This window comes from bacterium, from assembly GCA_040755795.1.
In the GTDB taxonomy this organism is placed as follows: Bacteria; UBA9089; CG2-30-40-21; order CG2-30-40-21; family SBAY01; genus JBFLXS01.
On the sequence record JBFLXS010000094.1, the window covers coordinates 1 to 11920 of the forward strand.

14 protein-coding genes are annotated in these 11920 nt (G+C 33.8%); all 14 read right to left on the reverse strand.

Annotation, left to right across the window (positions count from 1 at the left end; genetic code table 11):
* Positions 1-168: 168 nt before the first annotated feature.
* On the reverse strand, positions 169-714 hold the full coding sequence (locus tag AB1414_08035) for a hypothetical protein (protein MEW6607388.1): 546 nt from the start codon (positions 712-714) through the stop codon (positions 169-171).
* Between the two features lie 4 nt (positions 715-718).
* Positions 719-1246, reverse strand: a complete 528-nt coding sequence (locus AB1414_08040) for a hypothetical protein (GenBank protein MEW6607389.1) — start codon at positions 1244-1246, stop codon at positions 719-721.
* Complete coding sequence (gene pilM / locus AB1414_08045; GenBank protein ID MEW6607390.1) at positions 1243-2676, reverse strand: pilus assembly protein PilM; 1434 nt, start codon at positions 2674-2676, stop codon at positions 1243-1245. Before pilM ends, AB1414_08040 begins: the two co-directional genes overlap by 4 nt.
* 8 nt (positions 2677-2684) lie before the next feature.
* Positions 2685-3581: a helix-hairpin-helix domain-containing protein gene (locus AB1414_08050; GenBank protein MEW6607391.1), complete on the reverse strand. Its 897-nt coding sequence runs from the start codon at positions 3579-3581 to the stop codon at positions 2685-2687.
* The gene (locus AB1414_08055) at positions 3578-4135 is read right to left on the reverse strand and encodes a type II secretion system protein GspJ (GenBank protein ID MEW6607392.1); all 558 of its coding nucleotides are present in this window, start codon (positions 4133-4135) and stop codon (positions 3578-3580) included. Before AB1414_08055 ends, AB1414_08050 begins: the two co-directional genes overlap by 4 nt.
* Entirely contained in the window at positions 4096-4458 is a 363-nt protein-coding gene (locus tag AB1414_08060) for a hypothetical protein (GenBank protein MEW6607393.1), read from the reverse strand. The genes AB1414_08055 and AB1414_08060 overlap by 40 nt, the downstream gene beginning before the upstream one ends.
* Complete coding sequence (locus AB1414_08065) at positions 4427-4924, reverse strand: prepilin-type N-terminal cleavage/methylation domain-containing protein (protein MEW6607394.1); 498 nt, start codon at positions 4922-4924, stop codon at positions 4427-4429. Before AB1414_08065 ends, AB1414_08060 begins: the two co-directional genes overlap by 32 nt.
* Positions 4878-5315, reverse strand: coding sequence for a type II secretion system major pseudopilin GspG (gene gspG, locus AB1414_08070; GenBank protein MEW6607395.1), 438 nt, complete (start codon positions 5313-5315; stop codon positions 4878-4880). Before gspG ends, AB1414_08065 begins: the two co-directional genes overlap by 47 nt.
* Positions 5316-5334: 19 nt before the next feature.
* The gene (locus tag AB1414_08075) at positions 5335-6570 is read right to left on the reverse strand and encodes a type II secretion system F family protein (protein MEW6607396.1); all 1236 of its coding nucleotides are present in this window, start codon (positions 6568-6570) and stop codon (positions 5335-5337) included.
* A gap of 42 nt (positions 6571-6612) precedes the next feature.
* Positions 6613-6984, reverse strand: coding sequence for a four helix bundle protein (locus AB1414_08080; GenBank protein MEW6607397.1), 372 nt, complete (start codon positions 6982-6984; stop codon positions 6613-6615).
* 97 nt (positions 6985-7081) lie between these two features.
* Entirely contained in the window at positions 7082-8608 is a 1527-nt protein-coding gene (locus AB1414_08085) for a GspE/PulE family protein (protein ID MEW6607398.1), read from the reverse strand.
* Between the two features lie 89 nt (positions 8609-8697).
* Entirely contained in the window at positions 8698-10512 is a 1815-nt protein-coding gene (locus AB1414_08090) for a secretin N-terminal domain-containing protein (protein ID MEW6607399.1), read from the reverse strand.
* A 14-nt stretch (positions 10513-10526) separates the two neighbouring features.
* The gene (locus AB1414_08095) at positions 10527-11447 is read right to left on the reverse strand and encodes a PorV/PorQ family protein (protein MEW6607400.1); all 921 of its coding nucleotides are present in this window, start codon (positions 11445-11447) and stop codon (positions 10527-10529) included.
* An 11-nt stretch (positions 11448-11458) separates the two neighbouring features.
* Entirely contained in the window at positions 11459-11824 is a 366-nt protein-coding gene (locus tag AB1414_08100) for a FlgD immunoglobulin-like domain containing protein (GenBank protein MEW6607401.1), read from the reverse strand.
* Positions 11825-11920: the final 96 nt, after the last annotated feature.

An 11920-nucleotide genomic window follows, 5' to 3' on the forward strand; every position in this document is an offset into this window, starting at 1 on the left:
TCAACACGACACCAGGATTAATGTCTGAAGGGTGGAGCAAGAAAAAGTTTGAGCCATTTCTCCAATTCTCCCTTTTCCCCATTTCTCCTTGTTTACACTTCTAATGTATAGCCCTGAACGGTTACGATTTTTTAGGGTGTAGGTTTGATAACGAACTATCCCCACTTTTTACATCCTCAATTCTACTATCTCATCTCCATCTTTTAAAATTACCTTATCTTCAAATACCTCATCTATTTTTACCCCTTGGATGTAATCTCCTCTTTTGAGGAAATATTGATGTGCTTTGTTTCCATCTTGAATTATTGCTGTCCCACTACTTTCATCAAACACTACTCCTATTAATCTTAAATTACCTACTCGCTTCTCTAAAGGAATTTTAAGCGGTATATCTGGTGGTGGCGATTGAGGTGGAGGTGGAGGTGGCGCAGATATTACGGGTAAATTAGGTAATGACTGCTGAACTACTTTTTCTTTCACCTCTTCCTCCACTAAAGGAACAAATAAATATCGACTACCAATTAAATTACTATAATACGAATAGGGTTTAGAAGGAGGTAAATTTATAGCGTTTAACTTTATCTCCCCTCTTTTTCTACTGATTACTAATTCTTTTTTGGGCAAAGAAAAGTAGATAATAATTCCAATACAGAGAATTAAATTTGCTAAATATAAAATTTTATTTGCAAAACTTATCTTATTTAAAGCTAACATTGTGTTATTCCTCTAAGATTCTACTTATAACCAACTGGGCAGATAAGACACCCTTAGTTCCACTTTTTGCTTTTAGTCTTAAAGATGAAACCGTTAGAAGTTTAGATGATAATTGATAGATAAATTTTGTCAGGTGATTTATTTCCCCTTCTGCCTCAACTACGATGATAAGTCTTTTATAAAATCCCATATCCTTAACTATTCCCGGCTTAATATCTACTAAATAAAGGTTTGAAGCCTTAGATATAGATTCTATCACTTTTAAAGTATCCGCTAATTCCTCTTCCAGAGAACCTTTTATCTGTAATGTCCTGGAGAATTTGTTATATACCGTAGAGATTTTATCCTTTTGGCTAATAATTCGTCTATTTTTTAAAAGTTGTATTTCCTTAGATAATACCTCGTTGTTCAATTTGGACAAAAAATTATAGCCTGGTTCAAGTAGATAAGTATATCCTGCATAACCAAGAATGACAGCACTGGTAATCCATAATAATCTTTTTTCTCTTTTGGCAAGTTGTGAAAAAGTCATAATCCTTCCTTTTCCAGTGGACAATTAATTTGAAAATCAGTTACTTCACGATTCCCTACTCTTCGTTTGGTAGCATAATTTACCTTTACATTCTTGAAATAATCTGAATCTTCCAGTGTAGAAATTAAGGAGAACACTGTTGACATATTTCTTGCCTCTCCTCTAATGATAGTCAAGGTTTCTTTTTCAAAGATAAGTTCATTTAAAGAGATATCCAGAGGAATTAATCTATAAATTTCTGCTAATATATCAAGGCTTAATTGCTGTTTACTCATCTGCTCAGAAATAGCATCAAGTCTTTTTTTCTTTAATTCCATATCCTTAGCTAAAGGTAGATTAATCCTAATTTCTTTATCAAGATAATCTATATATTGATAAGTAGCACAGAGTTTTGTAATGGTAAGGACAGATAAACTCAAGATTAAAAGTATTACCAATATACCCGATAAGATAAAATTAGTATGTTTATCTTTTTGTCTTTGATTTATTTTGATGGATTCAGGTAACAGGTCAATCCTCTTTTCTGCAGAGCCAATAACTAACCCTACTACTGTTGTTAGTTGAGGCATTTTATCTGACCTCTGAGCTCTGTCTTCTGACTTCTGTCCTCTCTTTTCAGGTGGAACAATAAAACCTTTAAAAGGGGTACATATCTCCACAGGAATACCTATATCTTCCTCTAATCTTTTATCCAGTCCTTTTAAACTTGCTAATTCACCACTAAGGATAATTTTTTCAATCCCTGCCCCTTTAATTTCTCGTTTGTATGCATTTAAAGATGTCCTTAACTCCTCGGCTATTCCTTTTAAAGGGTCTCCTCTTGGGATAGAGACACTACGGGTAAAGAGTAATCTATTTTGATTAATAAAGATAATATCCGTAGTCGCAAATCCGATATCTAATATGGCTATGGATAGAGGAATTTCAAGTTGGGTATGCCGATAGGAATTAAAGATTGCCTCGGATGTTAAAAGAATTCGAGTAGGTTCTAATTTTATTTGTTTTAAAATCTGCAGGTGTTTGTTAACAATGTCGTTATGTGCTACCACTAACATTACTTGTGTGGAATTATCCTGTTGAGATAGGATTTGAAAATCTATGATGAGTTCTTCTAAAGGATAAGGTAAGAGTTTACCTGCCTGGAATTTAACCATTTCTACCAGTTCTTTTTCATCTACGGAGGGTAATTCTAACCATCGGATAGTAACAAATTGCCGATTGATACAGGTATGAAGATTAACTATCTTAATTTTATTTTTCTTTATGAGAGCATCTATAGTTTGAGCTATTTTAATATCCTTTGTCTCATCCTCATCTTGAGGTATTTGAGTAGAGCATAATTTTAATAGTCTAACCCTTCCTTTTGAGTCTTTCTTTACTTGAATTATCTTTACTGAATAATCATCAAAGTCTATCCCAGTAATAATCATTGTCTAAATTATTCCTCTCTCCAATATTTTATCTTGCCTGTTTCGAGGTCAATTATTGAAGTTATTTTTTTAGTTACTTTATTTACTATCCCGGTAGCACTAATTCTAAAGGTATTAGAATTAGTAGTAATTAGTTGGCTAATTGAGTTGTATTTCTCTCCTATTCCAGGGACATTCTTTATATCCTGTGGTGTTTTAAATATATTATCATCCTCAGTCCCTTCTTTCCCATCAAATTTTGCTCGATAATCAATAATATTTTGAGCTAATTCTTCATTTAGTAAGACAGATAATACCTCCTTAGGTGCCGTATTAATATTTATAGCCCCTTGACCATATACTGTTATCAATTGGTTAATTTTATCTTCTCCATATAGTATTTTTGAAATTACTCCTTTGACTAATAGTAATTCTTCTACGGATTCAAAAGGTGCATTTTTACAATGATAATTTTTTAAAATACTTTGATAATACTCATCTTCAGCTCCACAATCTTCTTCCTTAATATTTACATCCCTCCAGTCAATTATGCAGGAGACTATCTCTTTATTCAACTGTGGTAACCTTTCAAGGACAGTTCTTGTAGCATAATTCAGATTAATTCTGCGTTCCTCATCACTTACTTGATAGATAAATCTTCCTCTGTCCAATTCTACCTCTTTTTGCCCATTCCACGGTTCATTAAGGGCAGCATAATCATTTGTATCTTTTTTTAACTCTGCAATAGCATAATTAATTCCTGCCTTAGCTAAGTATAAAGCCCGTAGGGAATCAATTTGAAATTTAGTCAATTTTATCTCTACTCTCATCCGATGAGAGAAAGAAATGGCTAATAAGGTTAAGATAGTTAATAGCCACAGGGTAACAATCAATACCACTCCTTTTTCATCCTTCATTGTTTTCATATTGAGCTTCCTATGGGAATCCACACCGTCGTAGTAAACATCTTTTTATCCGCATAGAGAGAGACTTTTACTGCTTTAGGTGGTTTATTCGTCTTCCATGTTTCATGCCAGATGTCTTCTAAATCCAGATACTTGAATTCTACTTTATCTACAGATTCTATCATTGTCTCCTCTAAATCTTTATTCTCTTGCCATGCAAGAAAAGTTTCTCTCTTTAAAAGTTTATTTTCATCCCATTGATAGGTTATTTTTGATAAAGTTTGTTTTTGTGTATCTAATGCTAAAAAATTCAAATAGGTATCTTTACCTTCAAATTTCTCATTCCCTAATTTAGTTGTATTTCTAAGTGCAGTGGATATCTCATCTAAGGATAGTCTTAATTCCTGGTATAAAGATACCTTTTCATCACCCCTTTTAGTTACACTAATTCCTTGACTAAATGTTGTATAGATAGCCGTGATAATAATCATAAAGATTGATATACCAATAAGCACTTCAATCAAGGTAAATCCATTTATAAGTAAGTGATTAAATCTACTATCCCTTCTTTCCATTCTACTATTACCTTTACTTCTTTCAAATCTAATTCCTTTATTTTCTTAATTTCGGCTTTCCATGTAAATTCGGATTCATCTTCAAATCCTCCCTCTATCTTTCCCGAATAAAGTTCTTGTGTAGTATTTTCTAATTCACTTATCTTCTGGGCAAGTAAAAAAACCGCCTTTGTATAATTCTTAGATACCTTTACTACCTGCAAACTTATCATAAAAGAGCTTAAGATTAAAACTATTCCCAGACAGAGAATAGACAGGGAAAGCATCACTTCAAGAAGGATATAACCACTGTTACTCCATATCTTTCTTGTAAATCTTAACATAATTAATCCTTGTGCCAAATGTTAAAATATACTCTCTACCCTCTTCATCTCTAAGAGTTAATACCCCTATATTAACTCTACCATCAGGATAGAAGATAATAGCATCAAGATAGCTATTCATTACAAATTCTTCTGGAAGACAATGGACTTTTTCAGACTTAACATAATAATCAGGATAATTAATTGGGTCTTTTTCTACAGATAACCAGTATTTTTTACCCTGATAATCGAGATTCAGTTTATATTTAGTCCTTTCTAAGACAGCCTTTTGTCGGGCATAGGTGATCAGTGATGCAATTTCTTTAGCCACGATAGAGGTTTTAAGAGATTTGTATGTTCCTTTAAAAGATGGTATAGCGGTTAGTATTAGTATTCCTATCATAGATATAACTATCAATAATTCAAGTAAAGTAAAACCTTTATTCTTTCCTATCTGTTTGTGTTTCTTCCCAGTTGCATACATCATCACCGCCACCTTCTACACCATCCTTTCCGTAAGAAATTAAGTCGTAATCTTCATTATGCACCCCCGGGCAGGTGTAATGGTATGGATTATTCCAGGGATCTACAGGTATTTTCTTCTTAAGATAAGTTCCTTTCCAGTTATTCGGGATAGGTGGAGTAGTAGGTTTTTGTCTCAAAGCGGATAATCCTTGCTCAGTCGTGGGGTAGGAATCATTATCTAATTCATACATATCTAAGGCAACTGAAATACTGACAATATCTGCCTTTGCTCTGGCTATTTTGGCTTGATAAGTCCTGCCGGCAAATCTCGGTAACACCATAGCTACCAATATGCCAATAATAATAATGACAAGCATAAGTTCGATTAAAGTAAAGCCCTTATTGTTTCTCATACCTCAGTCCTCCTATTTTTTACTCTACTAAGATATTCATCTTAAAAATAGGTAATAGCATGGCAATAACAATAAATCCGACCATAAATCCCATAGCCAAAATCACTATTGGTTCTAATAATGAGGTGATTACTTTTATTGACCTATCAAGTTCCTTTTCATAATTTGAGGCTATTTTTAATAATGCCTTTTCTAAAAATCCACCTTCTTCTGAAATAGATACCATACTGACCATTAAAGATGAAAAAAACTCTTTGTCTATTAAACTATTCGCAAAACCTTTACCTTCATTGACCTGTTTATAAATTCTATCAATATCCTCTTTGAAGATTAAATTACCACTCTGGCTACTAATTATTTTTATTGCCTCTAATATGGGAACACCGTTTTTCAATAAAGTACCTAAATTTAAACTAAATTTTAAAACCTCAACCTTTTTTATAACCTCACCAAGATAGGGTAACGACAATAAGAATTTATGGATAGTTAAACGACCTTTTTGAGTAGCAAGCATCCTTTTTATGGCAAAGATGACAATTATAAAAGAAGCGAATATCATCCACCAATATTTAGCCATAAAATTACTACTAAAGATTAAAATAAGGGTAGGGAATGGTAGATTTTGTCCTAAATCCTCAAACATAGTTACTAACTTCGGGATAACAAAAGTCATCAGGAAACAAATGCTTATTATTCCTACCGCGACTAATAAACAAGGGTAAATTAATGCGGTAGAGACCTTCATCCTCAAATCTTCTATCCTTTCAAGATAATCTCCTGCCCTATCTAACACCTGAGGTAACATACCTCCTGCCTCTCCAACCTTAATCATAGCTACTAAAAATGCAGGGAATATTTTAGGGTATTTATTTAGGGCATCAGAGAATTTCATCCCTTGCTGAACATTTTTATTTACCTCCTCGATTATTATTTTAAATTGTTTATTTTGGGTTTGTTGATATAATATGGATAAGGCTTTATTTAAAGGAAGTCCCCCTTCAAGTAAATCTGATATTTGTCTGGTAAACATAGTCACTTCCTTATTATTTATTGGGTTAAATCGCCATAGTTCCCTTTGTTCTCTGTCCTCTGCCCTTTGCCCTTTGCCCTCTGCCTTCTGTTCTTCCTGTATCAAAACAGGGAAGTAACCCATTTCATTTAACTTATCGACAACTATTTTTTGTGATTCAGCAACTATGTTACCTTCAAATATATTACCCGATTTATCCTTTGCCTTATATACAAAGTTAGGCATTCCTTCTCCTCAAATCAGAAGTCAGAAGTCAGATGGTAGAAGTCAGAAGTCAGAGAATTTATGCCATTTGTTCATTAAACTATAAAGCATAGCATTGACCTCGCCGTATCTACCATACAACTTTTTGTGTTCATCCTCAGTTATATATTTGCAATCCCTTGCAATATCCAACCATCCTCTTGTTTCTTCAGATGAACCCAAAGAATCATTCAAGTGCCTGTTGAAGACTTGTTCATATTTTCTTTTAGCATATCCTTCTCTTATATTTATAGCTACCGATCTTGAAGAGCGCCTTATTTGATCTGTCAATGAGTAAGTTTCTTCTTTTGGGAATTTCTTTGTTATCTCAAATACCTCCATCGCTAATTCATAAGATAGCTGGTACACTTTCAAATCTCCAACATTTTTAATCATCTAATCATTCTCCTCTCTCCTCTATCCTCTGTCCTCTGACCTCTGTCCTCTGTCCTCTATCCTCTGTCCTCTGACCTCTGTCCTCTATCCTCTGCCCTCACTGCTGTGTTATTCTTAATACCTCTAATTTATTTGTAATTCCTGCTTCTACCTTTTTCATTCCATCTTCAAGTAATGTCTTCATCCCTAATTCAACCGCCTTTTCTTTAATTTTATAAGTAGGAGATTGGTTTAATATTAACTCCCTTATCTCATCAGTCATTAATAAAATCTCATAAACTCCTGTTCTCTCTTTATAACCTGTATATCTACACTCCTCACAGCCAAACTTCTGTCCTCTGTCTTCTGTCATCTGCCCTCTGTTTCCTTCCTTACACCCCGGGCATATCTTCCTGACCAATCTTTGAGCAATAATCGCTTCAATAGATGAGGATATCAAATAAGGTTCTATCTTCATATCCAGTAATCGGGCAATAGCTCCTGCGGCATCATTAGTATGTAAGGTAGAAAATACCAGATGTCCGGTCAATGCGGTTCTAATCGCCAATTGTGCTGTCTCTAAATCCCTTATTTCTCCTACCATCATTATATCCGGGTCATGGCGGAGCATCGAGCGGAGTGCATTAGCAAAGGTAAAATCAATCTTCGGTAAGACTTGCATCTGGGTTATCCCTCTTATTTGATACTCAATTGGGTCTTCAATAGTAATTATATTCTTTTCAATAGAGTTAATTTTAGTCAAGCAAGCATATAAAGTAGTTGTTTTCCCAGAACCAGTTGGTCCTGTAACTAATATTATACCATGTGGCTGAATTATTAATCGATTTATTGTTGATAAATCCTCATTACATAACCCTAATTCTTCTAAGGTATATGGTTTTCTACTCAAAATTCTTATACTTACGCTCTCTCCAAAAGGTGTAGGAAGAACAGATACTCGTAAATCATATTCATCTTTGCCTACCTTAATCTTTATCCTGCCATCCTGTGGAACTCTATGTTCTGCAATATTTAAATCTGCCATTACCTTTATCCTTGAGATAATTGCCTGGTGGAAATGGCTAATTTTATCGGGTATAGGAATATTATAAAGTATGCTATCAATACGGTATCTTATGGTTAACTCTTTTTCATAAGGCTCAAAATGAATATCCGTAGCTCGGCTATTAATAGATTCTAATATAATTTCATTAACAAACTTAATTATCGATGGGTCTTTGGCATTATTACTTATATCTTCAGATTCTTTTGTTTCGCTTGTAATTTCAAGTTTTGCTCCTTCAAAGTAGTCTCCTCTTGCCTTTATTCCTTCTATGGTTTCTGCCCCTATTCCATAGTATTTTTTAATTGCCTTCAATATATCTACTTCATTACTTAAAACAAGTTTTATTTCGTACTTTAAGAGGCGTTTTATGTCATCTAAGGTATGAATATCTGTGGGATTAGTCATAGCTACCGTGAGATAACTATCATTTAAAGATAGAGGTATAAGTTTATAATGTAAGGCAAATTTAGCGGAAACCTTCCTGATTGCCTTCGCCTCTATCTGAATATCTTCTAAATTCACATAAGGAATATTTGTTGTCGATAGCCCTTCCTTTTCTTCTGATATAGATGAATACATACTATTCCTCTCCCATTCTTTTAATTTTTGATTTTTGATTTAAATCCTAAATCTATCCTCTGTCTTCTGTCCTCTGTCCTCTGTCTCTGTTAACTCCCTTCTCCAGTAATAATTTTAGGGGTAAGTAAAATAACAAGTTCTGAGTTAAGTTTCTTAGTCGTCTCTTTCTTAAATAAATAGCCCAGAAATGGGATATTCCTTAAGAAAGGTACTTGAGCAATCTCCTTGGTTTTCTCTTCCTTTACTAACCCACCAATAACAATGGTCATCCCATCTTTTATCCTTATTTCACTTTCTACATTAGAGGTTTCTACTACCGGGATGTTATTATCTACATATCTTGTTACAGCACTTACTTCGGGTTTTATCTTTATAGTAACAAAATCATCCTCACTTATCTTTGGGGTAACAAAGAGTTTTACGCCCACATCAATATAAGTTACCTTTTGCACTTTAATCGGATTCCCTTGTTGTGGAACTACAGTCTCTTCAGTGATATAAGGCACATTACTTCCCACTAAAATTTTTGCTTCTTCCCCGCTTATTACTGCTACTTTGGGGGTAGAGAGTAATTTTGTATCTCCAATAGTCTTTAGTGCCTCTAAGAGTATATGATAATCATCGGTATTTAATACCCCTGCCTCTATCCGAATTCCTGCCTCACCCTGGGTTAACGCACCAAGGTTAGTCTTGATATTCAAGTTATCCGTCTGCTGGGCTAAATATTCCCAGTCTATCCCAAATTTAAATTCATCTGATAAATTTACCTGGATAATTTTTGCCTCAATTACTACCTCTTTTGTCTGGGTATCACACGTAGTAACAATCTCTTTAATCCTCTTTATCTGAGAAGGCAAATCACTTACTATAACTTTATTTGTCCTTTTATCCATCTTAACTGTTCCTATCTCTTTAGTTAGCTCATCCTTTATCTTTTCGACTATTTCTTCTGGTTTAGCATAGTTAAGGGTAAAAATTTCTGTGCTCAGCTCAGGATAGTTATCAAACTCTCTAATCAATTGGGAAATTACCTCTACCTTTTCAGATATATCCGTAACAATAATCTTCTTATTTAAAGAATCCGTTTGAAGTTTTCCATCTCGGGATAGGAGACTCTTTAATGCTGGCTCTAACTTCTGTGGTTGAGCATAAGTAAGGGTAAAGGTCTTTGTTATTGATGGGGTATCTAATGCCTTGATAATCTCTTGCATCTGCTGGATTAATTCTGGTAAATCAATAATAATAAGTTTATTTGTCCGTTCATCAATAAAGATTTTACCTTCTCTTGACTTTACTCCATTAAGTAATTGAAGGATGGAAGTTGGTTGAGCATATTTTATTTCAAGCATTGTAAGTATTTTGCGGTCGTTCGCCTTTTTACCACATAACTGTTCATATTCATGATTAGCCATAACCTTAATTAATTCATCCTTCTTTTCATAAGCTAAATCATTCACCTCGCAGATAACCTTTAATGCATCTTCTACACTTATCTCCTCTAAGAATATCGTAACTCTGCCCTGCACATTCTTGCTGGCAACTATATTCATTCCACCTTTTTTAGCCAGGATATTAAGCACATCGATTATTTCCATATTTTTGACATTAATGGTTATTTTATTACTCATGGTGCGTTTAGTTGGTGTTTGAATTTCGGGAGGGGTTCTTTCTATCTCTCTATCTGTTGTAGGTTGTGGAGGTTGTGGAATTTCCTGCCCTAATATGGTTTCTTGCCTTAATTTTTCCTGAACCTCTTGAGGTAATGACTCAGGAGGAAGTGGAAGTTTTTTTGTCTCCTCACATAAGGCGTAATAAGGGAAAAATAAAACTATTGCCAGACATATTATTTTATTCATCATCATTTTCTCGTAACTGGTGTTTTTCCGATGAAAACTTAACCGCACAGGTCGAAATTTTGTTATTCATCAAATTTAATTTTAAATGAAATATAGTGGCTATTGCCTAAATCATTTCGAGGAAGATAAGCATAGTCTAATTGGAATCTTCTCTCTACAAATCCTATGCCCAGAGTAATTCCTTTAGTATCATAGCCAATTTCATAACCTACTCTTAGATATAACCTTAAGTTATTATCTATTAGTTCTCTTTCTATTCCTGCATATTCTAGACCTACATTAACTTTCTTACTCTCATTTTTAGGTTTAATTAAATCTATCCCTAAAGTTACTTCATTTTCATAAGGAAGGGAAAATCTATATCCTCCACCTACTCTTATATTGAAAGGTAATGTATCTTCCTTTTCTTTATATTTTACTTTTGAGCCTAAATTCTGAATTCCTGCTCCTAAATTCATATTTTCTGAAACAAGTAATAATGTCCCGAGGTCTAAAGCATGTGCCTTTGTTTTTACTTCTTCTGCCAGTTCACTCTGAATTGCTTTTAAGTTAATACCCAGTGATAATCTTTTGTTCACCATAAATCCATTCGATAAAATAATCACATAATCACTTTCTGCTTTTACTTTTTTTGACTCATTATTAAGGTAATTTATCTCCATATTACCTGCTTGAAGTGTTATTAAACTTAGACTAAATACACTACCCGAATTTATTCTTTGAGCATACCCAAGCCATCCATAGTTTGTATCCACAAAACTTGAATAAGAGGCAATAAACTCTTTATAATTAATTACAGATAACCCTGCTGGGTTAGAAAAAATACTATTGATACCATCAGGTATTCCTACAGATGTTTCTCCCATCCCCACAATTTTAGCACTCATTGGAAATTTAAGCACTACTAATGCATGTGTTTTCTCTGCCTCAACATTTTGACTAAAAATGAGCCACAATAATAAAAAAAGCCAAATTTTCCTCATTCCTACTTCTCCTATTTTATGACTGCCATCTTCTTTATTTCCTCAAAATAACCAACATTAAAATACGCTAAATATATTCCACTGGCAACTATTTCGCCATCTTCATCTTTACCCGACCAGTTAAGTTGATATTCTCCTGCAGATTGGTTTTTTAACACAAGGGGACTTACCAATTCACCATCTAATGTATATATCTTAATCTCTACAAAGCTATCCCATGAAAGGCTGTATTTAATAATTACTTCCTCACCTTTTGTTGGGTCAAAGAGATTGTTATAAAGGGCAAAATATGGTTTTAGAGGAGTAGAAGTAAATGTTTCATTCGAATAATCTGATATTTTCCCATTATAACGGAACTTCCCCCAGAAAATACACAAAAAGGCTCCATTAACATATTGATAATTAAGAAGATATGTTAATTAGGCTTTTTTAATTTTCGTAGATACACTATGGACGGGCGATTTTATTACTAA